General features: G+C 47.1%; 28 protein-coding genes. 25 read left to right on the forward strand and 3 right to left on the reverse strand.

The window, feature by feature from the left end; all coding sequences use genetic code 11:
* Positions 1-324 precede the first annotated feature (324 nt).
* Positions 325-924, forward strand: coding sequence for a genetic competence negative regulator (locus tag HP398_RS01085; protein ID WP_017248082.1), 600 nt, complete (start codon positions 325-327; stop codon positions 922-924).
* Positions 925-997: 73 nt separating this feature from the next.
* Here the strand turns inward: HP398_RS01085 and HP398_RS01090 are convergent, their stop codons facing one another.
* The gene (locus HP398_RS01090) at positions 998-1,741 is read right to left on the reverse strand and encodes a PIG-L deacetylase family protein (RefSeq protein ID WP_173621595.1); all 744 of its coding nucleotides are present in this window, start codon (positions 1,739-1,741) and stop codon (positions 998-1,000) included.
* Between the two features lie 311 nt (positions 1,742-2,052).
* Here HP398_RS01090 and HP398_RS01095 point away from each other — a divergent pair, with 311 nt between their 5' ends.
* The gene (locus tag HP398_RS01095; protein ID WP_017248085.1) at positions 2,053-3,342 is read left to right on the forward strand and encodes a Glu/Leu/Phe/Val family dehydrogenase; all 1,290 of its coding nucleotides are present in this window, start codon (positions 2,053-2,055) and stop codon (positions 3,340-3,342) included.
* Positions 3,343-3,979: 637 nt separating this feature from the next.
* Here HP398_RS01095 and HP398_RS01100 read toward each other — a convergent pair.
* On the reverse strand, positions 3,980-4,951 hold the full coding sequence (locus HP398_RS01100; RefSeq protein ID WP_173621596.1) for an asparaginase: 972 nt from the start codon (positions 4,949-4,951) through the stop codon (positions 3,980-3,982).
* An 82-nt stretch (positions 4,952-5,033) separates the two neighbouring features.
* On the opposite strand from HP398_RS01100, the gene prsW reads away from it, so the two are divergent.
* From prsW to HP398_RS01185, 17 genes are all read left to right on the forward strand, one after another.
* Positions 5,034-5,708 carry a glutamic-type intramembrane protease PrsW gene (gene prsW, locus HP398_RS01105; protein WP_017248088.1) on the forward strand — a complete coding sequence of 225 codons (675 nt, stop codon included), beginning with the start codon at positions 5,034-5,036 and terminating at the stop codon, positions 5,706-5,708.
* 20 nt (positions 5,709-5,728) lie between these two features.
* The gene (locus HP398_RS01110; RefSeq protein WP_007716480.1) at positions 5,729-5,887 is read left to right on the forward strand and encodes a hypothetical protein; all 159 of its coding nucleotides are present in this window, start codon (positions 5,729-5,731) and stop codon (positions 5,885-5,887) included.
* 26 nt (positions 5,888-5,913) lie between these two features.
* Positions 5,914-6,573, forward strand: coding sequence for a cell wall hydrolase (locus HP398_RS01115; protein WP_017248089.1), 660 nt, complete (start codon positions 5,914-5,916; stop codon positions 6,571-6,573).
* Between the two features lie 32 nt (positions 6,574-6,605).
* Positions 6,606-7,973, forward strand: a complete 1,368-nt coding sequence (gene ypeB, locus HP398_RS01120) for a germination protein YpeB (protein WP_017248090.1) — start codon at positions 6,606-6,608, stop codon at positions 7,971-7,973.
* A gap of 118 nt (positions 7,974-8,091) precedes the next feature.
* Complete coding sequence (locus tag HP398_RS01125; protein ID WP_254475771.1) at positions 8,092-8,772, forward strand: flagellar brake protein; 681 nt, start codon at positions 8,092-8,094, stop codon at positions 8,770-8,772.
* Between the two features lie 16 nt (positions 8,773-8,788).
* Positions 8,789-8,980, forward strand: a complete 192-nt coding sequence (locus tag HP398_RS01130; RefSeq protein WP_371736690.1) for a hypothetical protein — start codon at positions 8,789-8,791, stop codon at positions 8,978-8,980.
* 208 nt (positions 8,981-9,188) lie between these two features.
* Positions 9,189-9,860, forward strand: coding sequence for a (d)CMP kinase (gene cmk, locus HP398_RS01135; protein ID WP_173621597.1), 672 nt, complete (start codon positions 9,189-9,191; stop codon positions 9,858-9,860).
* On the forward strand, positions 9,857-10,450 hold the full coding sequence (locus HP398_RS01140; RefSeq protein WP_017248093.1) for a lysophospholipid acyltransferase family protein: 594 nt from the start codon (positions 9,857-9,859) through the stop codon (positions 10,448-10,450). The genes cmk and HP398_RS01140 overlap by 4 nt, the downstream gene beginning before the upstream one ends.
* Positions 10,451-10,635: 185 nt before the next feature.
* Complete coding sequence (rpsA, locus tag HP398_RS01145) at positions 10,636-11,808, forward strand: 30S ribosomal protein S1 (RefSeq protein ID WP_173621598.1); 1,173 nt, start codon at positions 10,636-10,638, stop codon at positions 11,806-11,808.
* 76 nt (positions 11,809-11,884) lie between these two features.
* Positions 11,885-12,937: a type 2 isopentenyl-diphosphate Delta-isomerase gene (gene fni, locus HP398_RS01150; RefSeq protein WP_173621599.1), complete on the forward strand. Its 1,053-nt coding sequence runs from the start codon at positions 11,885-11,887 to the stop codon at positions 12,935-12,937.
* An 85-nt stretch (positions 12,938-13,022) separates the two neighbouring features.
* The gene (locus tag HP398_RS01155; RefSeq protein ID WP_017248096.1) at positions 13,023-13,658 is read left to right on the forward strand and encodes a YphA family membrane protein; all 636 of its coding nucleotides are present in this window, start codon (positions 13,023-13,025) and stop codon (positions 13,656-13,658) included.
* A gap of 7 nt (positions 13,659-13,665) precedes the next feature.
* Positions 13,666-14,571 carry a YIEGIA family protein gene (locus HP398_RS01160; protein WP_017248097.1) on the forward strand — a complete coding sequence of 302 codons (906 nt, stop codon included), beginning with the start codon at positions 13,666-13,668 and terminating at the stop codon, positions 14,569-14,571.
* 3 nt (positions 14,572-14,574) lie between these two features.
* Positions 14,575-14,757, forward strand: coding sequence for a capping complex subunit for YIEGIA (locus HP398_RS01165; protein ID WP_017248098.1), 183 nt, complete (start codon positions 14,575-14,577; stop codon positions 14,755-14,757).
* A 54-nt stretch (positions 14,758-14,811) separates the two neighbouring features.
* Positions 14,812-16,125, forward strand: a complete 1,314-nt coding sequence (gene der / locus HP398_RS01170; protein WP_017248099.1) for a ribosome biogenesis GTPase Der — start codon at positions 14,812-14,814, stop codon at positions 16,123-16,125.
* Positions 16,126-16,140: 15 nt separating this feature from the next.
* On the forward strand, positions 16,141-16,743 hold the full coding sequence (gene plsY, locus HP398_RS01175) for a glycerol-3-phosphate 1-O-acyltransferase PlsY (protein ID WP_017248100.1): 603 nt from the start codon (positions 16,141-16,143) through the stop codon (positions 16,741-16,743).
* 13 nt (positions 16,744-16,756) lie between these two features.
* Positions 16,757-17,809, forward strand: a complete 1,053-nt coding sequence (locus HP398_RS01180) for an NAD(P)H-dependent glycerol-3-phosphate dehydrogenase (protein WP_069845427.1) — start codon at positions 16,757-16,759, stop codon at positions 17,807-17,809.
* A 78-nt stretch (positions 17,810-17,887) separates the two neighbouring features.
* Positions 17,888-18,154, forward strand: coding sequence for a stage VI sporulation protein F (locus HP398_RS01185; RefSeq protein WP_017248102.1), 267 nt, complete (start codon positions 17,888-17,890; stop codon positions 18,152-18,154).
* Between the two features lie 120 nt (positions 18,155-18,274).
* Here the strand turns inward: HP398_RS01185 and HP398_RS01190 are convergent, their stop codons facing one another.
* Entirely contained in the window at positions 18,275-18,751 is a 477-nt protein-coding gene (locus HP398_RS01190; RefSeq protein ID WP_017248103.1) for a hypothetical protein, read from the reverse strand.
* A 149-nt stretch (positions 18,752-18,900) separates the two neighbouring features.
* Here HP398_RS01190 and HP398_RS01195 point away from each other — a divergent pair, with 149 nt between their 5' ends.
* The 6 genes from HP398_RS01195 (at position 18,901) to HP398_RS01220 (ending at position 22,661) form a co-directional block, all read left to right on the forward strand.
* A complete protein-coding gene (locus tag HP398_RS01195) occupies positions 18,901-19,074 on the forward strand; it encodes a DUF2768 family protein (RefSeq protein ID WP_254475773.1) in 174 nt (57 codons plus the stop codon).
* A 12-nt stretch (positions 19,075-19,086) separates the two neighbouring features.
* Positions 19,087-19,383: a 2Fe-2S iron-sulfur cluster-binding protein gene (locus HP398_RS01200; RefSeq protein WP_017248105.1), complete on the forward strand. Its 297-nt coding sequence runs from the start codon at positions 19,087-19,089 to the stop codon at positions 19,381-19,383.
* Between the two features lie 16 nt (positions 19,384-19,399).
* The gene (locus HP398_RS01205) at positions 19,400-19,747 is read left to right on the forward strand and encodes a 2Fe-2S iron-sulfur cluster-binding protein (protein WP_173621600.1); all 348 of its coding nucleotides are present in this window, start codon (positions 19,400-19,402) and stop codon (positions 19,745-19,747) included.
* A 16-nt stretch (positions 19,748-19,763) separates the two neighbouring features.
* On the forward strand, positions 19,764-20,492 hold the full coding sequence (locus HP398_RS01210; protein WP_017248106.1) for a hypothetical protein: 729 nt from the start codon (positions 19,764-19,766) through the stop codon (positions 20,490-20,492).
* A 180-nt stretch (positions 20,493-20,672) separates the two neighbouring features.
* Positions 20,673-22,151, forward strand: a complete 1,479-nt coding sequence (spoIVA, locus tag HP398_RS01215) for a stage IV sporulation protein A (protein WP_026043041.1) — start codon at positions 20,673-20,675, stop codon at positions 22,149-22,151.
* A 237-nt stretch (positions 22,152-22,388) separates the two neighbouring features.
* Positions 22,389-22,661 (forward strand): HU family DNA-binding protein, encoded by a 273-nt coding sequence (locus HP398_RS01220; protein WP_005831316.1) that lies wholly within the window; start codon positions 22,389-22,391, stop codon positions 22,659-22,661.
* Positions 22,662-22,719 lie beyond the last annotated feature (58 nt).

The following is a 22,719-nucleotide window of genomic DNA, read 5'->3' on the forward strand; positions in this document are numbered from 1 at the left end:
AGGAACCCGAACTAGCAGAGCCAAATATAAATACAGAAGAAGAACCATGAGGGGGAACTTTTCCTGGGAAAGCGCAGGAAATGACAGGCAACAACAAAGTTTCTTTTTTCGTGAGTGGATTCGACATCGATAGGCGAATGCTGCGTAGGTGTCATGGTAGCTTTTGTTCCAGTAACTAAATGTGATATGATAGGACTACCCCTTATTTTCCAGTCCATCAAAAAATGGATGAATGCCAACAGGTATTCGCCGGAGAATGTGGAGAACTCTTACAGGCTTACCATCATATTTTGTAGTACGACTGGATGGCGAGGAGGGACAGTCATGCGTGTTGAACGCCTTGGTCAAGATAAAATACGAATCTTTTTAACTTTTGACGACCTCACAGAGCGCGGGATAGAAAAAGAAGACATGTGGCGTGACATTCCTAAAGTTCATGAACTGTTCAACGACATGATGGAACAGGCTTATCACGAATTAGGGTTTGAGGTATCAGGGCCTGTTGCAGTTGAAGTGTTCGCCTTGCCAGCTCAGGGAATGGTCGTAATCGTAACGCGTGGCAAGACGGGCTCAAAGGACGGAAAAGAAGAAGAATTCGAAGACGAGGATGTATACGAGCTAGAGGTCACGTTGGAAGAAAGCGATCTGATCATGTATGCCTTCCGGGACTTTGAGCATATGGTTGAAGCTGCCCATCGCATTAACGCCCTTTTGACCAATGGCGGAGCTGCCTACTTCTACCAGGGGAAATATCATCTGGTGCTGGAGGAAGTCGACTTGGATCAGGAGCGTTATCACAAGTTAATTGCGATCCTCTCTGAGTACGGAGAAGCGACGCCGATAACGATTTATGTGTTGGAAGAATACGGGAAAGTGATCGTTGCCGACGATGCTGTAAAAGAAATATGCAGGCATTTCACGTAATCGGAAACGAAATGTCTGGGAATATAAAACAGCACCTAGTCAACCAACTAGGTGCTGTTGCTGTCTGTACAGATTATGCTAGGCCGTCAAAAAAATCAGCCTCTTTACCTTGAATGGTATAGTTCGGAATGCTGTGCCAAGCCAAGATGTAATGATTGTTTGGCGGAACAGAATGGTGCTCGCCTTTTGTTACCCCTGGGAAAACGCGTTCTACTGATAGGTGCTGTGTTCTGTGCGCCCGCAAGGCATCTGCGACTTTTTGCATGTATTCGGGGGCGTGAATGATCGTCGTAATGCTCTCGATTGGATCCGTAAAGGGAGGCTTTATTGTACCAAATCCTTCTTCGGACGAGCGAGTTGCGTAATAAAGCTTTCGCACACTCGTATCTGGGCCTAAAGAGAGGACAGCCTGGGTGGTAGCATGACTAATCGCCAAATGGTCAGGATGTCCGGAGATGCCATGCGGTGCAAACGTGACGACGATTTCCGGTTGGATCTGGTGAATGGCCTGATGGATACGAGTAACGAGCTCATCTACAGGCACTGAGTTTAGGAACTTATCCTGATATTCCCAGACGTCTACCTGATCGAACCCGAGTATGGCACAAGCGTCGCGAAGCTCTTGCTCGCGAAAGCGGGGGAGCTCTTCGGGTGAGCATAACGGTGGTTCACCAGCTTTTCCTGCTTGCCCTTTTGTTGCACACAAGAGATGAGTGCTGGCCATTTTCGTTTCACTATATTTGGAAATGGAAATCCCACAAGCAAACGTTTCGTCATCGGGATGGGCAAAAACAAACAAAATAGACTTTTTTTTCATAAAAACACCTCCATGAATAAACTTCCACCATTACTTTTTCCATTATGGCATAAATTCACTATTCCTGTAATGAAAGAAACAAGTTTGGGGACAATACAAGCATGACTGGACGTGCATTTGAAGCTGTTTGTGAAAAATGCAGTCTGTAAAAGCGATTTCAAAATGGATGGTAAATAATTGAATGATTATGCAAAACAAGGCACGAAAACGTTTTCGAAATGGAAAAAAAACATTTTTAAGCTTCTCATAAATGATACAAGCGTGTATACTAAAGGCGGCATTGACCGAAAACATTTTTGAGGTGGTAAGTAATGGGTAATCAAGACGTGGTAACCGAAAGCACCGAAGGGAAAGAAAAGCAAGAATCATTGAACTTGCTCCATTCAACTCAAACGGTGATCAAGGAAGCACTGGAGAAACTAGGTTACCAAGAATCGATGTTTGAACTCTTGAAGGAACCGCTACGCGTTTTGACTGTACGTATTCCGGTTCGCATGGATAATGGCGAAGTAAAGGTATTTACGGGCTATCGTGCACAGCACAACGATGCAGTAGGTCCGACCAAGGGGGGCATTCGTTTCCACCCGGAAGTTACTGAGGATGAAGTTAAAGCACTTTCTATCTGGATGAGCCTCAAAGCAGGTATCGTCGACCTGCCATATGGTGGTGGTAAAGGCGGTATCATTTGCGACCCGCGTGAAATGTCCTTCCGCGAACTGGAAAGACTGAGCCGCGGTTACGTTCGCGCAATCAGCCAGCTTGTGGGCCCTACTAAAGATATTCCAGCTCCGGACGTCTTTACGAACTCACAGATCATGGCGTGGATGATGGACGAATATAGCCGTATCCGTGAATTTGACTCGCCTGGTTTCATTACGGGTAAACCAATTGCGCTGGGTGGATCCCATGGCCGCGAAACAGCTACTGCAAAAGGTGTAACGATTTGCATCCGTGAAGCAGCGAAACGTCGCAACATCGACGTAAAAGGTGCTCGCGTAGTTGTACAAGGCTTTGGTAACGCTGGTAGCTACTTGGCAAAATTCATGCATGACGCAGGTGCTAAAGTTGTAGGTATCTCTGATGCTTACGGTGCCCTGCATGATCCGAACGGTTTGGATATTGACTACTTGCTGGATCGTCGTGATTCCTTTGGTACAGTTACAAAACTGTTCAACAACACGATTTCCAACAAAGAGCTTTTGGAACTGGAATGCGATATTTTGGTTCCGGCAGCGATCGAAAACCAAATCACAGCTGCAAATGCTCACAACATCAAGGCGTCAATCGTAGTAGAAGCGGCAAATGGCCCAACTACTTTGGAAGCGACCAAGATTTTGACTGAGCGTGGAATTCTTCTGGTTCCAGACGTACTGGCAAGTGCCGGTGGTGTGACTGTTTCCTACTTCGAGTGGGTACAAAACAACCAAGGCTACTACTGGTCTGAAGAAGAAGTAGAAGAGAAGTTGGAAAAAGTAATGGTTCGTTCGTTTGAAAATGTATACAACATGTCGCAAACTCGTCGTATTGATATGCGTCTGTCTGCTTACATGGTTGGTGCCCGCAAAATGGCAGAAGCTTCTCGCTTCCGCGGTTGGGTATAATTTTCCAAACAACCCTCCATATATTGAGAAAACATGGCTTCGCCGTTTTGGCGGGGCCTTTTTTTATTGGCGTTTGTGATGTGGCTTTAGTGGAGAGAAGAATATTTCCAGTCTAGGCTCCAGGCTCCGTCCTGCTAGGGGGGTGAGGCTGCCCGCTCCGAAGGGATTTGCGGGAAACGGCAAAAGTGGTAGCCGCTTCGTAGTATGGGCACGTTGCGTTTCTTTTGCCCGCAAATCCCTTCTCCGCTTGGTAGGACTCCACAAGTCGCTACGTCTGGAAATATTCTTCTCTGGCGTAACCGGTGACAATCTTCATTCTTTTAAGGCACTTAAAACTCGGTTAAACACGGAAAGCTTGTAGAGGAAACAGGAGAAATAAGCGAAGATCTTAGGGACACCGACCGAGACGGAATGGAAAAAGCGAAACACGCCCTTAAGCGGCCACCTCTGAGACACATCCTGAGAGGACAACTTTGGCCGCGGTTTCGCTTTTTGCATGGAGGCGGGCAGTCAATCCCACAGGGGGTGGCCCTAGAAGCTGAGTGTTTTCTCCTGTTTCCTCCCCACCAAAACAGCAACGTACAGTTCATTAAACAAAAAAAACCTCCTGAAGAGCCAGGAGGTTGTAGTCATTTAATTACTGGTCGAACAACTGCTGCAGCTCGTTGAAATCCCGTGTTTTTTGCAGCGTTACAATTAACTTGAGACGAGCCTTTTGCCCATTCAAGCCATTGGAGAAGATGATGCCCATCTCTTTTAGTTTACGGCCTCCACCTTCATAGTCATAGATATCCTGTACCTGGCCATTGTAGCACCGGGAGACGAGCACGATGGGTACGCCTTTGTCGAGTAGTTGCTGCAGGGGAGGGATGATAGCGGGAGGAAGATTTCCTAATCCAAACGCCTCTACGACCAGTCCATCAATGTGTTGCTCCAATAAAAACTGCAGCCAAGCGGGCTCCATGCCTGCAACTGCTTTGATCAGCGGTACATTCGCATCAGCATGGGTAATGGCGTAATGCTCTCGATCCAATGGAGCATGGTGGTATTGCACACTCTTTTTCGCAATGGTTCCAATCGGTCCGTATTGTGGCGACTGAAAGGTAGCGACATTGCTCGTATGTGTTTTAGTTACGTGACGTGCTGCGTGAATTTCATCATTAAACACAACGATAACGCCTTTGTTCAAACTGTAGGAATCTGCGGCTGCACGAACGGAAGAAATGAGATTAACAGGGCCGTCCGCTCCGAGCTCATTGCTGCTGCGCATGGCTCCGGTAACGACAATTGGGACGTTAACCGATAAAGTCAAGTCGAGAAAGTATGCGGTCTCTTCCAACGTATCAGTCCCATGGGTAATGACAATGCCATCGTAGTGATCATTGTGAAAGGCTTCCTCAATATCGAGTCGCAGCTGATTCATGATCGCAGGAGTCATATGAGGGCTAGGTAGGTTGAGTACATTTTTCATGGTGACATCCGCGTGTTTTTCTAAAAAAGGAAGGATTTTGTTGACTGCTTGATCATCCAATGGCTTTACGCCTTCTGAGTCATCGACAGACATGGCAATCGTACCGCCTGTGTTCACTACCAAAATTTTTTTTGACATGATCTCTCTCCTGTAGCGGGTTTTCATCAACCAGTATTCATGGTACGATGAACAATAGTCTTGTGTAAAGGAGTAATAAAAGATGATTGCTTTGATCGGCGCGGCAGTTGCCCCCGGTATCGCCATCTTAAGTTACTTTTACCTGCGTGACAGTCTCGAACCGGAGCCGATTTCGATGGTGATCCGGTCGTTTATCTTTGGGATGCTGCTGGTTGTACCGATTATGGTGCTCCAGTACATCATGCAGAATGAATGGAACTGGCGGGATGGCATTGTCGCGGAAGTTTTCCAATCCGCTGTCGTGGAAGAATTTTTTAAATGGATGGTCATCTATTTTACGGTTTATAAACATTTGGAATTTGATGAGCCATACGATGGAATTGTTTATGCGGTTGCGGTGTCACTTGGTTTTGCTACGCTGGAGAATTTGTTCTACCTCATTATCAACGGAACGAATATCGCCATCTGGCGTGCCTTTCTGCCGGTATCCAGCCATGCGTTGTTTGCAGTGTGGATGGGCTATTATCTCGGTCGGGCCAAGTTTTCCAAGGACGCCAAACATGAGCGGCTTTTTTTATGGATGTCGATTACCTTGCCAATTGGCTTGCATGCCCTGTACAACGTGATTTTTTTGGCAGTGCAAAACTGGTTGGTCGTGATTGTACCATTCATGCTCGTCTTGTGGTGGCAGGGCTTAAAAAAGGTACAAAGAGCACACGATTTCGGTTCTAAAAATCTCTCTTCACGTCCACAATAGACGGTAAGGAGGAGACGTACGTGTTAAAAACCGAACGAGCAAAAGTGACAATTCAATGCAATGTATGTGGAGAAAAGTTTACACTGCGTGGTCATCGAGAACCTGGAGGGCAAATAGAAACAGGGTTCAAGCAATGCCTGTGTGACAACGATAAACATTTTCGGATTGACGAGTCCTGATCTTTTCCTTTCCCAACTGAAAAAGCGTGACAAATCTATGTGGGCCGATGCAAATAGCATCGGTCTTTTTCTATATCCAGATTTACATGCATAATCCATTCTTCCTCCACCAACACTATGCAAAGATTTCAATACATGCCAAGGAGGATTCAGCCGTGCGTACAATCTGGATCGCAGGTGTGTTAGTGATGTTGGTAGCAGCTGGCTTGAGTGGATACAAGGTTGTCTGGAAAGAAAAGAATGTAGCTGCCGTACAAGAACAGCAGATGGCTGCACCTGCTGCAAAGAAAAATACTGCCAAAACCCAAGCCAGCTTTCATCCTTCACGGGTCTCTGACAATGATTTGAAAATCATGGCGAATGCTGTTTACGGGGAGGCAAGAGGAGAGCCGTTTGAAGGGCAAGTAGCTGTCGCAGCCGTTATTTTGAACCGCGTCAAGAGTCCTTCGTTTCCTGATACGCCCTCGGCTGTAATATTCGAACCACGTGCTTTTACAGCAGTTGCTGATGGTCAAATATGGCTGACACCGAATGAAAGTGCGACGAAAGCAGTGAAGAATGCGCTAAATGGCTGGGACCCGACGGGAGGCTGCACGTACTATTTTAATCCGGATACAGCAACATCCGGTTGGATTTGGACCAGGCCGCAGGTCAAAAAGATCGGGAAACACATCTTTTGCAGATGATGGATACGTAATCAAAGGAGGAGTGGCAAGGGATGGTATATGGAGCAACAGCACGTGTGTTATTTCCCATTGCCCTGGTTGCCTTAATAGGCGCTGGCGTGTGGGGATATCAGGAGCACAATGAGAAGAACTCGGTCCTGATCAAAGCGGAAAACTCATATCAACGAGCTTTTCACGATCTCACTTATCATGTGGACAAGCTGCACGATGAGCTTGGCAAATCGCTGGTAGTCAACTCGCGCAGACAAATGACCCCCATTTTGACGAGTGTTTGGCGGCTTTCCTATGCGGCACAAGCGGATGTCGGACAACTCCCACTGACCTTGATGGCGTTTAGCAAAACCGAAGAAATGCTGTCGAGGGTCGCAGATTTTTCTTATCGCGTCGCTGTGCGTGATCTGGACAAGCAGCCATTGAGCCAGAGTGAATACAAGACATTGAAGAGCCTGCACACCCAAGCAAAGGATATCCAGGATGAGCTACGCAAGGTACAAACCCTCGCGATGGACAAACAATTGAGGTGGATGGATGTCGAGACGGCATTGGCCTCCAATAAAAGCAAAGAGGACAATTCCATCATCGATGGCTTCCAAACCATTGAGAAAAAAGTGCAGGAATACCCTGATTTAGACTGGGGCGTCGGGATACAGAGTCTCGATAAGAAAAAGCAGCAGCGAATCAAAGGGATCGATGGCAAAGCAGCCACCAAAGAGGAAGCAGAGAAGAATGCACTGGCGTTTCTCGGGTTGAAGCCAGGGGATGCGAAAGTAGAAGTGAATGAGAACGGCAAGGGGCAGGAATACTCGGCGTATAGTGTACGTGTCACGCCAAAAGGACACAAGACAGGCATTAACCTCGATGTCACCAAACGCGGCGGTAAAGTGGTTTGGATGATGAACGAGCGTGGGGTTGGTGAGGAAAAGCTGGACATGACACAGGCGGAAGAAAAAGGTCGCGTGTTCTTGCGTAACCACGGATTTGACAATATGCAGGTCTCCGAGATTGACAGCTACGACCGCAACGCACTCTTTACGTTTGTGCCTGTTCAGGATGGCGTCAGAATTTATCCTGACGGGGTGGTCGTCGAGATCGCGTTGGACAATGGAGAGGTTACTGCCTTTAACTCGACGGAGTATCTGTTTAATCACAAAAAGAGAATTATCTCCGAGCCTCGTCTCACGAAAGAAGAAGCAAGGAAAAAGGTCAATCCGAGTGTAAAAGTGACGGATCAACGCCTTGCTCTCATCGAAGGGAAAAACGATGGAAAAGAAGTATTGACATGGGAAATGACAGGTAGCTTTGAAGGAAATTCGTACATGGTCTATATCAACGCCATGAATGGAGAAGAAGAAGAAGTTGTGAAAATGGAAACGGGATCAGCACAGAACGAGGGACAATAGCGTTTGAAAAATCAGGGGGAAAGCTAGTTTTTTAGCGGCTTTCCCTATTTGCTGATTCGAAACAAAAGGGTATATAATGGAAAGGGTGATAGGGAAGGGGAGGAACATTTACTTTATGATGCTTCCACGAATAGGACAAACAATCAGACTAAACTTCACGAGTTCCTCAGAAGAAATGGAGCTGCAAACGTTCAAAAGCCGAGTGGCTGATTTGAAGGATGATGTAGCTTCCATCGAGTTGCCAACCAGCGAAAACACTGGACGGACTGGGATATTTCAACCAGGGACAGAATGCTTGGTTTGGTATGTTGGCGAGGATGGCTCACGCTATGAATTCCGCTCTGCGATTGTCGGCAGGCAAAACAACCACATTCCTGTACTGCTTTTGCAACTCCCAGCGAAAGAGGAGATTGTGCGCACACAGCGACGAAACTACTTGAGAATTGACACCACAGTAGACATCGCAGTCAAACTGGATGATCCGATTCGACGCTATCATTTTCTGGCACGAACGCTGGATATCAGCGGTGGTGGGCTGTCTTTTAGTTGTGAGGAAAGCTATCATTTGAAGGAAAAAGACAACTTGCACGTCTGGATTTCCCTTCCAAGCAAAAATGGACAGGTTCAACATGCTTTTGTTGAGATGGAAATCGTCAGACAAAAACCGGCGGAAGAAAAAGGTTTGCACCAATGGATTTCGGGTAAGTTCACCCAAATCAGTGAGCAAGATCGGGCAAAAGTGGTTAGAGCGTGTTACGAGAGACAGCTAGAGCTTCGCAAAAAAGGCGTTGTGGATTGACGCTTCATCAGAGGAAGTGACCCTATTGACCAGTCAGTACAACGATCGTTTTCGCAGCTTTTCCAAACGGGTAGAAAAAGGCATCATGATTGGAATTGTCGTATGTGTGATTGTACTGACCGTAGGCGAAGTCCTCATTCAGTACGTACCCGCAAGACTAGTATTAATCGAAACAGAGCGCTTGGAAGGCGTGTCCAGAGAGCCCTAAAGGTTTGCGCATGCTTCCATACTATGGTACTATTATAGATAACATAGAAAACGGTCTTGGATCGTTTTTTGTAGACCGATAGTGGTCACAGCCAAATCCGAAAAACGCAATATCGTTTTTCATCACACAAAGAATGGGAAAGGGCTTCGACAGAAGCTTTTCTTGTTTTATTCCCATCCGAACTAACGTACATAGCAGGTGAGAAGTAATGAACATTGCCATTGATGGACCAGCGGGAGCAGGCAAAAGCACTGTCGCCCAAAAAGTAGCGGGACAACTGGAATACGTGTACATTGACACGGGTGCCATGTATCGTGCCCTCGCTTGGGCAGTCCACCATCATCAGCTCCCTATCAACGATGAGTCTGCAGTTTCCGAACTTTTGCAAAAAAACAGGATTCAACTGGTTCGGGAAAACGGACAGCAACATGTATACTGGAATGAAATCGATGCCACAAGCTGGATACGTTCCACAGAAGTGAGCCAGTACGCCTCCATTGTAGCTAGCTATGGTTCCGTACGTGAACAAATGCTTGTGCTCCAGCGACGATTGGCGACGCAAGGCAATGTCGTCATGGACGGTAGAGATATCGGTACTCATGTTTTGCCTGATGCAGATGTGAAGATATTTCTGACGGCCTCCATCCAAGAGCGTGCAGAACGCCGCTGGAAGGAACTACTCGCAAAAGGTACCCAGACAGACTTGGCTGAGCTGGAAAAAGAAATCGAAGAGCGAGATCGACGGGACATGCAGAGAGAAGTCGCACCGTTGCGCCAGGCGGAAGATGCCGTTTTGGTAGACACAACAGGAATGACCATTGATCAGGTGGTCGATCGCATCTTGCAAATCTGCAAGCGAACGGGAGAGTCAACCCATTGAGTTACTATCGTTTATTCAGAGGTTTTTTTCGCATAATTTTTTCGCTTGTCTTTCGTTGGCAAGTGATCGGGCGTGAACATATACCTAAGGAAGGCCCAGTGATCCTTTGTGCCAACCACATTTCTTTGTGGGACCCACCGCTTCTCGGGAGTGGTATCGAGCGTCAGGTTCATTTCATGGCCAAAGAAGAGCTTTTCAAAATTCCGGTCATATCCTTTCTCATTACCAAATTCGGTGCATTTCCGGTCAAACGGGGTGCAGGAGATCGTGCGGCCATTCGCACGACTCTCAAATTGCTGGAAGATGGAAAAATCTTTGGAATCTTTCCTGAGGGAACCCGCAGCAAAACAGGGGAACCAGGGGAAGCGATGCCGGGTGTGGCGATGTTCGCTCTCAAATCAGAAGCCGCAGTCATTCCGGTAGCCATTATCGGACCATATCGGCCGTTTCGTTCCATTAAGATCGTTTACGGTAAACCGATCGATCTGACTCAACTACGCGAGGCCAAATCAAGCGCTGATACGTTGAAGGAAGCGAGCGATCTGATTATGGAGCACATCAAGCAATTACGGAACCAGCATCTCTCTTAGCAAACGGTATAGAATTGCTAAAGGGACAAATACTAAATCTGCTGGAACTTACTGGCTTCATCAGTACTAACTGCCAGCCATCAGGCGACAGTTAAAAATATACATGCTCCCGCTTCGTGTAGTGAGGTTGTACACAACCTGTACATAGACGTTTGGGACTGGATGGTATTAAGGAGGTCTTTTGAATGATGGAAGAAACGAACGTAAGCTTGACGGATGCAACAACCATTTCCGTAGGAGATGTCGTAAAAGCAACCGTAACAAAAGTTGAGGACAAACAAGCGCTTGTAGATCTAGGTTACAAGTACGATGGTCTGATTCCTATCAGCGAACTGTCTCCACTGCATGTTGAAAAGGTATCTGATGTAGTAGCGGTTGGTGATACTTTCGAAGTGAAAGTCATCAAGCTAAACGACGAGAAAGAAGAGCTCGTTGTTTCCAAGAAAGCCGTAGCGATGGAATCTTCTTGGTCTGATCTTGAGCAAAAAATGCAAGCGGGTGAGATCATCGAAGCGTCCGTGAAAGAAGTAGTGAAGGGCGGCCTGGTTGTTGATGTAGGCGTTCGCGGCTTCATTCCGGCTTCCATGGTAGAGCGTCATTTCGTTGAAGATTTCTCTGATTACAAAGGCAAAACATTGGCTTTGAAAGTAGTAGAAATGGATAAGGAAAAGAATAAAGTCATCCTGTCCCACAAAGCGGTTTTGGAAGACGAAGTAAAAGTGCAAAAGCAATCCATTATGGATAAAATCCAAGTGGGTCAAGTATTGGAAGGAACAGTTCAGCGCATGACTGATTTCGGCGTATTCGTGGATATCGGTGGTGTTGATGGATTGGTTCACGTATCTGAACTTGCTTGGAACCGTGTAGATAAGCCGTCCGATGTCGTGAAGGAAGGCGACAAGGTGCAAGTGAAGGTCCTCAAAATTGACCGTGAAAACGAGCGCATTGGCCTTAGCATTAAGGAAACGCAAGCAGGTCCATGGGCGAACGTTGCAGAAGATTTCAAAGCGGGCTCTATTTTGAATGGAACTGTAAAACGTTTGGTGTCCTTCGGTGCATTTATTGAGCTGGCTCCTGGAATCGAAGGCCTGGTACACATCTCGCAAATTGCAAATCGCCGGGTGAATACACCGAGTGAGGTTTTGAAAGAGGGCCAAGAAGTACAAGTGAAAGTTTTGGATGTTGTTCCACAAGAACAGCGCATTAGCCTCAGCATCCGTGCAGTAGAAGAAGACCGTGTGGAGCAGGCAGAACGTGCGAGTAAGCGTGAACAGCAACAATTCACGCAAGAAAACAACCAACCAATGGGCGTGACATTGGGCGAGTTGTTCGGTGATCTGAAAGACAAGTTCAAGTAAGATAAAAAGTAGGACTCATGGGGATACGCTCTGGCGTATCCCTTTTTTCTGGGAGTGAAAGTCTAGGAGGGGTAGAATGGATCGTCGTTCGATTAGAAAACTGGACCATATTCGAAATGCTCTTGTTACTGGGGAAAATGGTGCGAATAGTTTTGATGATGTTAGCTTTGTTCCAAACAGCTTGCCGAATGCAGCATTTGCTGAAACTTCACTGGACACCGAGATTGCATCCTTACGACTCTCCTCACCGATTATGATTAATGCGATGACGGGTGGAGCTGGTGGGACTACGCAAATCAATCAAAAACTGGCGATCATTGCGAGGGAACGCAATCTGGCTATGGCTGTTGGATCACAAATGGCGGCTCTGCGTGATCCGGATGTTACGGATAGCTATCGGATTGTCAGAAGGGAACATCCACAGGGGATCTTGTTTGCAAATGTTGGGGCGGAGGCGACAGTGGAGCAGGCAACAGCAGCGGTGGAGATGATAGAAGCGAACGGACTGCAAATCCATCTGAATGTCATGCAAGAGCTACTGATGCCAGAGGGAGATCGGGATTTTCGCGGCTATCTCGAGAGGATTCAAGCAATCAGGGAGAGTCTGGATGTACCGGTTATGGTCAAAGAAGTCGGTTTTGGCATGGCGAAAGAATCAATCGAGAAACTCGTAGAAATCGGGATCAGAACCATCGATGTGGGTGGAAGGGGCGGAACAAATTTTGCTCAAGTCGAAAATATGCGTAGTGATCATCCTCACGCGATGTTTGAAGATTGGGGATTCACGACGGTAGAGAGCTTGCTGGAAGCGAATGCTGTCGGTCATCCGGGAATGTCGTACATAGCAACAGGCGGTGTTCGTCATGGACTCGATGTAGTCAAAGCCGCTTCTTTAGGCGCGTCTGCTGTCGGGATGGCGGGGGCAATGCTGCGTCTGGTTCAACGCGAATCTCTGGAAGAATGCTTGTCTACCGTCGACAGATGGCATCACCAAATTCGTGTGGCTATGACGGCGCTAGGTATGAAAGGTCTGGCAGACGCAGTTTGTACTCCTGTTATGATCACGGGAAAAACAGCGGAGAGAGCTAGGCTTCGTCACATCCAATTGGAGAGACTGGCGCAACGTTAGTTAGTGGACGAGCATTCGATTCATGAAATTTCCTTGGTTGAGGCATACTTTTGGGGGAGACAACCATCATTTTGAGGAGATGAACATGAACGAGGGAACCGTTGCGATCCTCATCCAGTGGTCTTTGCTGTGTCTTGTCTGGATGGGAAGCTTTGACTTGCAGCTGCAAAACATGAAGATGGAACGCAGACGAGTGCTCGCAGTGATCAGTGCGTTTTTAATTTGTACGTTTGTGAACTGGGAAATCTATTTTGCCCCCATTCAAGTTAGTCTAAGTGGAACGATATTGCCACTGATCGCAAGTATTGTCCTTTACACCAAGCTCATGTCCAAAATACGCAGATTGTACTTGCTGAGTGCGCTGGCAACCGCCCTTTTGCTATTTTGGCTGCGCTGGCTGTTTTTTACCGATCCGATCTTGCTGTTTTGGGATGAGAGGATCATCGTACCCGCTGTTGGAGTCAGTACGATTTTTTTGATGAGCAGAACGAATCTGGGCCAGCTGTTTCAGCTCACGCTCGCCATGCCACTCGCAGATGCGATACATTCGCTTTATTTTTGGAAATTGTCGGGTTCCTGTCAATGGGGATCGGAGTATGCGCAAGATCTCTTGTGGAGTGGCATATCACTATGGGCTCTCGTCAGCATCGTCTGGTCTGCGATTCGTCGTATTCTTGGTAGAACAGAAACAGAGTCTTCCCATTCCGATACGGGCAGGTGACGCTAGGGTGTTCAAGGAATTGCTAGCTTATGAATATGTTTTTCCTTTAGTTCTGGGCTTCCTATTCGGGATTATGTGCCGGATTCATCTTTTGCGAACGGATTATCGACAATATCCAACCTATCCCCACGGAAAAATTATTCACATTTCACTTGGGGTGATTGCATCCGCGCTCGGAGCGTTAGCGATTCCTGCCCTGCTCAAGGAGAATTACACGGCGGTCACATTTTTGACGGTGGCTGCTCAGCAATTCCGCGATGTCAGGAACATGGAACGCACTACGCTCACAGAGATCGATAAGCAGGAGCTAGTGCCCCGTGGTGGTCCCTATATCGAAGGAATCGCAATGGTGTTTGAAGGACGCAATTACATGGTCATGTTTACTTCTTTGGTGACAACGACGGCTACCATCCTTTTTCATTGGTGGGGAGGTGTCATCGCGGGTGTCATCGCCTTGATGATTTCTCGCAAGCTGCGCTCTGGAAAAACACTGTCGCTGATTGCAGAGATCGAGCCGGGGGAAGTGAGAATGGAAGGAAGAGACTTGTATGTGAACGACATTTACATCATGAACGTCGGGTTGGCAGATGCCCAAGAGATCATACGTGAGCAAGGTGTGGGTTTTATTCTGACACCGAGGGATGCCAATGCCAAGGTCACGATTGCCCACCCAGGACAGCGGCAAGCGATATTGCACGATGTCGCGACGCAGCTCGGCGTTTATACAGATACGGGAGAGCCATCGCTAACACCATTGGTAAAACGTGATATACAGTCAGGGAGACTGGGTGTATTTTTATTACCGCAAGAAAAAGATGTGGAACGCGCAACGTCCGTCATTCGTGCAGTCCCGATTCTCGAAAGCGTCTTCCGAATGCCAACGAAGACTAGAATGGTGAAAAAGGAGCTGTAGGCCATGACAGGATTAATCTTGTCGGTGATTACGACGAACAAAGACAGGATTGCGGGTGGTGTCCCGATTTTTATCGAATCTACTACGGAGAAGATGCAGCAAACGGCTTTCACGCTGGAAAAGATACTGGACGCGATGGTGCATGAAGTGAGCGACGATACCCTTATCATTGTTCGGCATAAGTAGTGTATGGTATGATTAGCTAGTCAAAACGTAAAATGAGAGAGAGTGTTGTTGATTATGGGATTACCAGTGGTAGCCATTGTGGGGAGACCCAACGTGGGAAAGTCCACGATTTTTAACAGATTGATTGGCGAACGAGTCGCGATCGTGGAGGATATGCCGGGAGTAACCCGTGACCGCCTGTACGGGAAAGGTGAATGGTTAACTCATACTTTCCATGTGATTGATACCGGTGGAATTGAGTTTGGCGAGACCGACGCGATTCTTACACAGATGCGTTACCAGGCAGAGCTTGCGATTGACGAAGCAGATGTCATCATTATGATTGCAGATAGCCGCACAGGTGTGACAGATGCGGACGTTGAACTGTCACGAATGCTGAATCGGACAGGAAAACCTGTCGTACTCGCGGTGAACAAAGCGGATAATCCGGAAATGCGTGCGGATATTTACGACTTTTACTCCTTGGGCTTGGGTGAGCCATTCCCTGTCTCGGGTAGCCATGGTCTTGGCTTGGGCGATATGCTGGAAGACGTGGTTCAGCATTTCCCAGCAGAGGATGACGAAGAGAAAAGAGACGATATCATTCGTGTATCCATCATCGGTCGTCCAAACGTCGGGAAGTCTTCCTTGACGAATGCGATTCTCGGTGAAGAGCGAGTCATTGTCAGTGAAGTTGCCGGAACGACCCGTGATGCGATCGACACGCCATTTGAGCGTGATGGCCAAAGCTACATTCTCGTAGATACGGCAGGTATGCGCAAGCGCGGGAAGGTGTATGAAACAACGGAAAAATACAGTGTGATGCGTGCGATGCGTTCCATTGAAGATTCCGATGTCGTTCTTGTTGTCATTAACGGGGAAGAGGGCATTATCGAGCAGGACAAGAAGATCGCGGGTTATGCACATGAGGCTGGCCGTGGTGTCATTATTGTCGTGAACAAATGGGATGCTATTGAAAAAGACGACAAAACGATGCAACGCTTCACAGAGTTGATCCGCGAAGAATTTAAATACCTGGATTACGCTCCGATCATGTATGTGTCTGCAAAATCGAAGCAACGTGTCCATACGATTCTGCCGAAGGTTAATGAAGTAGCACAAGCACATACTATGCGCGTTCCTACCGGCGTTCTCAATGATTTGGTAACAGATGCGACGATCCGTACACCTCCACCATCTGATCGCGGCAAACGCTTGAAGATCAACTATGCGACACAAGCGACAGTGAAACCACCGACGTTCATTTTGTTTGTGAACGATCCAGAACTTATGCACTTCTCCTATGAACGTTACATAGAGAACAAGATCCGTGAAGCTTTTGTGTTTGAAGGCACACCAGTTAGAATCTGGACACGGAAAAAAACGTAGGGAGAGAAAAACGCCATGGTGTTATTATCCTGGGTGATTAGCTATTTAATCGGTTCTATTAGCTTTAGCTATCTTATCGCCAAAAAAGTCGCAGGAATTGACATACGTTCTCATGGCAGCGGAAATGCCGGTGCAACTAATACCTTAAGGGTGTTAGGAAAAGGCCCCGGCATTGCCGTTCTCCTTCTTGATGCACTTAAAGGAACAGCTGCGATGGGACTGACTCACCTGATGACAGGAGACCCGGCAGCGTATGCTGTGGCAGGCTTGTTTGTTATCGCCGGTCACAATTGGCCGATCTTTTTTGGATTCCGCGGAGGGAAAGGCATTGCGACCACGCTAGGTGTCGTGTTAGGTTTTTCTCCCTTGGCTTTTTTGATCGCTGCCGTGTTGGCTGTCATAGTCATTGCGATCACTCGCTTTGTTTCATTAGGATCATTGGTTATCGTAACGGTTATTCCATTTACCCTTTACTTGTTGGACAAACCTATTTCCTTTATTTGGGCGAGCTTGGCGATCGCAATCTTTGCTTACATTCGTCATTATAATAATATCCGCAATCTTCTTTCAGGAAACGAACGGAAACTAGGAGATAAGTCCAACCGGAAGCTGGGATAATGTACGAACGGACATGAGAAAAGTGGAGGGGGACGTATTGATTCAAAATGTTACGGTGATTGGGGCCGGAAGCTGGGGAACGGCACTTGCGACTGTTTTGGCGGACAACGGGCATCAAGTTACGCTTTGGGTACGGGATACCAAGCTGGCAGAAGAAATAAACAGCAAGCATGTGAATGAAAAATACCTGCCTGGAGAAAAGCTTTCAGTAAACATAGTGGCGACGACCAACATTCAAGAGGCTGTAATAGGCAAGCGAATTGTTCTTCTCGTTGTTCCTTCCCATGCCATGCGCCAAATCTGTCAGCAAGTGGCTCCGTACTTAGAACCGGATGTACTTTTGATTCATGCGACAAAAGGCTTTGAACTGGAAAGTCTGAAGCGAATGTCAGAAGTCATTGCGGAAGAGGTGCCGAAAGAGATTGCGTCCAGAATGGCTGTGTTGTCAGGGCCGAGCCATGCAGAGGAAGTAGTCAAACGGCAACCAACGACAGTTGTGATGGCGTCTGAATCGGAAGAAAGCATGCTGCGCTCTCAGGATTTGCTGATGAATACGAATTTTCGTGTGTATACTAACCCGGATTTGATTGGCGCTGAGATCGCTGGAGCGTTGAAGAACATCATTGCACTTGGTGCAGGGATGTCTGATGGCTTAGGATACGGAGACAACGCTAAGGCAGCGCTGTTGACCCGTGGTTTGGCGGAAATTAGCCGTCTGGGCATTAAGCTCGGTGCTAAGCCGCTTACGTTCTCAGGTCTAGCTGGTGTTGGCGATTTGATTGCCACATGTACGAGTAAACACAGCCGAAACTGGCGTGCAGGTTATATGCTCGGACAAGGAAAAAAACTCGATGACGTACTGGCGCAGATGGGGATGGTCGTCGAAGGCGTTCGGACAACAAATGCAGCCTTTTCCTTATCGCAACGCGAGCAAGTGGAAATGCCAATCACTTCTGTTCTGTATGGCATGCTGTTTGAAGGAAAAGAAGCTCGTCAAGGCGTGGAAGAATTGATGGGGCGCGGAAAAACCTTTGAAATGGCATACCTCAATCCTGATGCGGAATAAGTCATGAATGAAGTATCACCGATTTAGGCTTCTGCACATACGATAGGGTGAAAGCCCATGTGCAGGAGGAGATTTCACATGAATAATATGTCGAAACGACTTTTTGAGCGCTTACAAGGAAAAGCAACGGAAAATGTTGATGAAGAAAAGCTTCGTTCACTAGCCGGTCAGGTCAAGCGCAGTGATTTTGAAGATGAGACTAAGCTCCGTCAAATCATTCGCACACTCGCTACCCTTAGCGGCAAGCAATTAACTCCTGAAAAGGAGGATAAGGTCATTGAAATGTTTCGCAATCAGGAAATCAATCTCAGTGACATGTCCACCTTGACCAAGCTGCTCAAATAAGAGAAATGGGCGATTATGCCCGTTACCTGCAACAAAAACCGTCATACAGTAAGACTAGGAACAATCATGGCTCTACAGGGACATGGCTGACCTACAGATTGCAAGAAAAAAAGAGGGATCTTATCCCTCTTTTTTTCGTTCCTTGGAGTTGCTGCTTACCTGTGTAATCAGGTTCTGGACTAATGGGGATTGCAGGAGACCCAGTAATTGCCCGATATCTATATTGCCCAAAAGGTTGCCTAAGCCTGATTCCTGTGGTGCTGTTTCTGCTGCCTTTTGTGGCTCTGGAGCAGCTTTGCGTTTGCCAGTAGGCTTTTCGGCAACGACCTCAGGCTCAGGCGTGCGTTTTCCGAGGTTCTCCATCATCTCCATCGCCCCGTACAACGAATCCATCGTGTCTTCTACCTGCCGAATCGTGCTGCCGATCCCTTTGATGTTATGGCGCATTTTCGATACAGAGGTGCGCAAATCAACCGAGGGCAGGATTCTTTTCGGTGAAATGGAAAGGGAGACATTTTCGATTTGGTCGCTTAATTTTTTGCTGGGTATAGGCGCGTATGGATTCCGCCATTTTCGATTATTTACTTTATTACTCAACGTTTCATCCCTCCAATGGGCGAATTCATCACGATAGTCTATGCGAATGTCTAGTATTAGGTTCGCAAGCGTCAGACGAAGATGGGGAAGTATGGTATAATAAAGCAAAAAATGCAAAGGATGCTGCAGTCCCGATGTATATTGATCCTATGACAAAGATGAACATTTCCTTAATTGCCATTGGGCTCATGTTCGTCTGCAATTTAGTTATGATCTTTGCCAGAAAAATAACCAATGCGTTTTTGCGGTTCCTGGTGAAGACCTTCGCATTCTTACTATTACTCGTCGTGCTTGTCATGATTTTGATTGTGATTTTTGTCTAGGGAGGATTATCGATGTCAACGATCACATTACTTACTCGTGCAGGCAGTCATGAAGTCTCGATCGAGTTGAATGAATCCATTGTTGCTCTTGCGAAAAAGAACAACATCGTGTGGGGCCATGCCTGCCAAAGAGGGGTATGTGCACAATGCCGTACGCATGTTCTGGAAGGAGCAGAGTACTTAAACGAAGTGACACCAGAAGAAAAACTGCGATTGCGCAAGGCTGAACGTGCAGAAGGCTACAGATTAGGCTGCCAGACAAAGATTGTTTCAGCAGGAACAGTCAAGGTAGCTCATCGGCCGTACTAGTAAAGGAAGTGACAAAATGGGGAAAGTAACCTTTCTCCCGAGCAAGAAGAGTGTGAAGGCGCGGACAGGGCAAACCTTGGTCGGTGTAGCTTCGTCAGCTCGCGTCGTAATCCCGCAGAGATGCGGTGGGCATGCATCTTGTCTGATGTGCCGTGTGGTCGTTGAGAATGGCCTGCTGTGCCCGCCAACGACGCTGGAAAAGCGCAAGCTGCCTGAAAAGGATCTCGCCAATGGGATTCGTTTGGCCTGTCAGGCAAAAACGACGGAAAAGGATTGTACAGTCAGGATTCCAGAAAGCAAGCTGAAATCAGTGGTAGCGGCTGCACTCGAGCGACAACGCAAAGAAAATGAAGATGGAATGTAAGAGGTGTGTACATAAGATGTGGCAATCGTGGCGAAAATCGTTCAAGCTTGTGATCAGTTTGACGATTCTGTCTTCTCTTTTATCCGGATGCTTGTATCCGGATGAACGCAGAGCAGAGAATCAAATTCCTAGTACCTTTTTTGTAGAAGCAACACAAAAAGCGATTGAGCAATTCCAAAAAGACACAGCAGTATTGCCAATCGTAACGAAAACCCTCGATACTCCTATTTTCGAAAAATACGAGATTGATTTCCGTAGGATGATCCCTAAATACATGCCGGATGTACCAGGGAACGCATTTGAAAAAGGTGGCGTATACAAGTACGTACTCATTGATGTGGATACAAAGCCGACAGTGAAGCTCATTCATTTGACCGCTGTCAGTACAGTAGCGGATGTACAGAGCGAAGTAGACCGTTACAAAGGACATTTCGAAAAGCTGCCTGTACTCGCTGACCTGGGGAATGGCTACTATTCCATCGATCATGAAAGGCTCGGGTTAAAAGCGTGGCAGGTGCCGTCCACGATGGGGACTTACTTATTGCCACTGGTCATGAACGCTGAAGGACAAGTCGGGATCGACTATGCTTCGGATATCGCGCAATTGCTTCGGGATACAAAAGTAACCGTGCCGGAAAAAACAGACCCGAGGTACGTTCTTGCACGCCATTCGATGTTTGTGCCAGCGAAATCGTTTCCATATGAAATGGTCGATGGTGACCCAAGGCTTCTCAAACTAAATTAGCTTTACGAAAAACGACTCTGATCAGGGTCGTTTTTTTTGTTCTAGTTAACGCAAAAATACATATATTTGTACTGTCCACAAAACTAGTACGAGATTCCCTACGAAAATACTGGCGGTCAGGGATAATTCGGAAAATCGGTCATAGTGTAAAAATAGACAAATAGAAGGAGGTCATCGATGGTGGAACGAGTCGACATCTTTAAAGACATTGCCGAACGGACGGGCGGAGACATCTACCTCGGAGTGGTAGGCCCTGTTCGTACGGGAAAGTCTACCTTTATCAAGCGGTTTATGGAGCAAGTTGTCATCCCGAATATTAACTCTGAAGCGGAGCGGATACGAGCGACAGACGAGTTGCCGCAGAGCGCTTCAGGACGAACAATCATGACAACCGAACCCAAATTTGTTCCGAATCAGGCCGTTAACGTACATGTGACAGAAGGACTCAGCATCAATGTCCGCCTCGTTGACTGCGTTGGCTATACGGTGCAAGGGGCAAAGGGCTTTGAAGACGACAATGGCCCAAGAATGGTAAATACACCTTGGTATGAAGAGCCTGTACCATTTGAGGAAGCGGCTGAAGTCGGGACACGCAAGGTTATCCAGGAACACTCAACCATCGGGATTGTTGTGACAACGGATGGCAGCATCGCGGAAATACCGCGTGTAGGATACATCGATGCAGAGGAGCGGGTTGTAAACGAGCTGAAGGAAGTCGGAAAACCGTTCGTGATCGTTGTAAACTCGACGCGTCCGCGCGCCGACGAAGCACAAAACCTTCGTGTACAGCTCCAGGAAAAATACGATGTCCCAGTCGTTGCCTTGTCGGTTGATCATATGACAGAGCAGGAAATCTTGCTCCTCATGAGAGAAGTTCTGTTTGAATTCCCAGTTCATGAAGTAAATGTCAATCTGCCGAGCTGGGTAATGGTGCTGGAAAACGGGCACTGGCTGCGTCAGAACTACGAGGAAGCCGTACGTGAGACCGTGCAGGATATCCGCCGGTTACGCGATGTGGACCGTGTCGTCGGCTTCTTCAATGACTATGACTTCGTAGAGAGAGCCTCTCTTGCTGGTATGCATATGGGGCAAGGGATCGCAGAGATTGACCTCTACGCGCCAGATGAACTGTATGACCGCATCTTGATGGAAATTGTCGGTGTTGAGATAAATGGCAAGGATCACTTGTTGAAAATCATGCAGGAATTCGCACATGCCAAGCGCGAGTTTGATCAGGTAGCGGAAGCATTGCACATGGTCCGAAGTACGGGCTACGGTATAGCAGCCCCGTCGTTGCATGAAATGACCTTGGACGAACCTGAACTAATCCGCCAGGGGCCGCGCTTTGGAGTCAGACTTAAAGCAACAGCACCGTCTATTCACATGATTCGGGTGGATGTCGAGTCTGAATTCGCTCCGATTATCGGAACAGAGAAGCAGAGTGAGGAGCTTGTCCGCTATCTGATGCAAGATTTTGACAAAGACCCACTTTCCATCTGGAACTCAGATATTTTTGGACGCTCGCTCCATTCCATCGTAAGAGAGGGTATTCAGGCAAAAATTACCATGATGCCAGACAACGCCAGATACAAATTACAGGAGACTTTAGGTCGAATCATCAACGAGGGATCGGGTGGCCTGATTGCGATCATACTCTAATAAATAGTTCCAAAGTCCTATAAACAACAAATATAGGGAAGGCATCTGACATGACGAGATGCCTTTTTTTCTTGTATTTCGTTCAATTTCGACAGGAGGGGCTTGAATTTAAGAAATCGGTGTATTACTATAAGCTTGTCAGATCGGTAAAAACAACCATTCGTGTATAAAACGCTTCGTTTCGGTTAAGAAAAATAATAGCTAGGACTTGGTGTTCTTTGAGGGGAGGTGAATAAAATGAACAAAACAGAACTGATTGCAAAAGTGGCTGAAACCACAGAACTCACCAAGAAAGATGCAACAAAAGCAGTTGATGCAGTTCTTGACGCAATTGCAGATGCATTGAAAACTGGTGATAAAGTCCAACTGATCGGCTTTGGTAACTTCGAAGTTCGTGAACGTGCGGCTCGTAAAGGTCGTAACCCACAAACTGGTGAAGAGATCGAAATCGCTTCCAGCAAAGTACCTGCGTTTAAACCAGGTAAACAACTCAAAGACTCCATCAAGTAGTTGTTTCTTTTGAGAACGAAGCACTTACATAAAAAAATCCACATTGATAAAATGTGGG

Source organism: Brevibacillus sp. HB1.4B (assembly GCF_013284285.1).
Taxonomy (GTDB): Bacteria; Bacillota; Bacilli; order Brevibacillales; family Brevibacillaceae; genus Brevibacillus; species Brevibacillus porteri.

Coding starts and splice junctions, on each gene's coding strand:
- HP398_RS01085 (WP_017248082.1), top strand. CDS start 325: ATGCGTGTTGAACGCCTTGGTCAAGATAAAATACGAATCTTTTTAACT.
- HP398_RS01090 (WP_173621595.1), bottom strand. CDS start 1,741: ATGAAAAAAAAGTCTATTTTGTTTGTTTTTGCCCATCCCGATGACGAA.
- HP398_RS01095 (WP_017248085.1), top strand. CDS start 2,053: ATGGGTAATCAAGACGTGGTAACCGAAAGCACCGAAGGGAAAGAAAAG.
- HP398_RS01100 (WP_173621596.1), bottom strand. CDS start 4,951: ATGTCAAAAAAAATTTTGGTAGTGAACACAGGCGGTACGATTGCCATG.
- prsW (WP_017248088.1), top strand. CDS start 5,034: ATGATTGCTTTGATCGGCGCGGCAGTTGCCCCCGGTATCGCCATCTTA.
- ypeB (WP_017248090.1), top strand. CDS start 6,606: ATGGTATATGGAGCAACAGCACGTGTGTTATTTCCCATTGCCCTGGTT.
- HP398_RS01125 (WP_254475771.1), top strand. CDS start 8,092: ATGCTTCCACGAATAGGACAAACAATCAGACTAAACTTCACGAGTTCC.
- cmk (WP_173621597.1), top strand. CDS start 9,189: ATGAACATTGCCATTGATGGACCAGCGGGAGCAGGCAAAAGCACTGTC.
- rpsA (WP_173621598.1), top strand. CDS start 10,636: ATGATGGAAGAAACGAACGTAAGCTTGACGGATGCAACAACCATTTCC.
- fni (WP_173621599.1), top strand. CDS start 11,885: ATGGATCGTCGTTCGATTAGAAAACTGGACCATATTCGAAATGCTCTT.
- HP398_RS01155 (WP_017248096.1), top strand. CDS start 13,023: ATGAACGAGGGAACCGTTGCGATCCTCATCCAGTGGTCTTTGCTGTGT.
- HP398_RS01165 (WP_017248098.1), top strand. CDS start 14,575: ATGACAGGATTAATCTTGTCGGTGATTACGACGAACAAAGACAGGATT.
- der (WP_017248099.1), top strand. CDS start 14,812: ATGGGATTACCAGTGGTAGCCATTGTGGGGAGACCCAACGTGGGAAAG.
- plsY (WP_017248100.1), top strand. CDS start 16,141: ATGGTGTTATTATCCTGGGTGATTAGCTATTTAATCGGTTCTATTAGC.
- HP398_RS01180 (WP_069845427.1), top strand. CDS start 16,757: ATGAGAAAAGTGGAGGGGGACGTATTGATTCAAAATGTTACGGTGATT.
- HP398_RS01185 (WP_017248102.1), top strand. CDS start 17,888: ATGAATAATATGTCGAAACGACTTTTTGAGCGCTTACAAGGAAAAGCA.
- HP398_RS01195 (WP_254475773.1), top strand. CDS start 18,901: ATGACAAAGATGAACATTTCCTTAATTGCCATTGGGCTCATGTTCGTC.
- HP398_RS01200 (WP_017248105.1), top strand. CDS start 19,087: ATGTCAACGATCACATTACTTACTCGTGCAGGCAGTCATGAAGTCTCG.
- HP398_RS01205 (WP_173621600.1), top strand. CDS start 19,400: ATGGGGAAAGTAACCTTTCTCCCGAGCAAGAAGAGTGTGAAGGCGCGG.
- HP398_RS01210 (WP_017248106.1), top strand. CDS start 19,764: ATGTGGCAATCGTGGCGAAAATCGTTCAAGCTTGTGATCAGTTTGACG.
- HP398_RS01220 (WP_005831316.1), top strand. CDS start 22,389: ATGAACAAAACAGAACTGATTGCAAAAGTGGCTGAAACCACAGAACTC.